This is a genomic window from Streptosporangium sp. G11, assembly GCF_051192615.1.
Lineage (GTDB): Bacteria > Actinomycetota > Actinomycetes > Streptosporangiales > Streptosporangiaceae > Streptosporangium.
This window is the reverse complement of sequence record NZ_JBPJUQ010000359.1, coordinates 1-629: the sequence shown is the minus strand read 5'-3', so window position 1 is coordinate 629 and position 629 is coordinate 1. Positions and strand designations below refer to the sequence as shown.

1 pseudogene is annotated in these 629 nt (G+C 72.0%); it reads right to left on the bottom strand.

Annotation, left to right across the window (positions count from 1 at the left end):
- Positions 1-629: pseudogene (locus tag ACSDR0_RS51035) on the bottom strand (IS481 family transposase); the annotation flags it as partial.

Below are 629 nucleotides of genomic sequence, written 5' to 3'. Positions count from 1 at the left end.
TGCGGGCGACCTCGGCGATGACCTGGCCGGCGCAGGTGATGCGGAAGGTCCCGTCGGCTGCTTCGACGCTCACGGTCGCTGCGGCGTGGCCGATGCCGACGCCGATGCGCTGTCCAGCAACGGCGATCCAGCCGCGGCTGCTGACCCGCCGCTGCACCCGGACCGGTTCGGTGGCCGGTTGGGGTGCGGGTCCGGCGGGGCGGGCATCACGCAGGCGGGCCGTGACATCGCCGGTGAGCGGGTTGGGCAGGGTGCGCAGCAGCGTGGACCCGTCGGTCAGATGCAGCACGGCGCCGTCGAGACGGACGGTCAGCCGGCGTCCGGCGAACGGGGAGCCGACCTGGTATTGCCGGCCACCGAGGGAGACCAGGCCGGAGGCGTTGACGGTCCGGTCGACCTCGACCGCATCGCCGGCACCGGGGCGGGGCGGTGTGATGGTGGGCTGGATACGGGTGCCGCCATCGGAGATCAGCTGCCGTAGACGCTGCGGGGTGAGCCGGGACGGCACTTTTTTGATCCTCACTTCGGCGGTCAGTAGCTCGACGGTGCCGGTATCGGCCCGCAACGTGAGCGTCAGCCCGGCCCGGTGGGTGCCGAGCCAGAACTGCTGCCCGCAGACGGTCAGATTG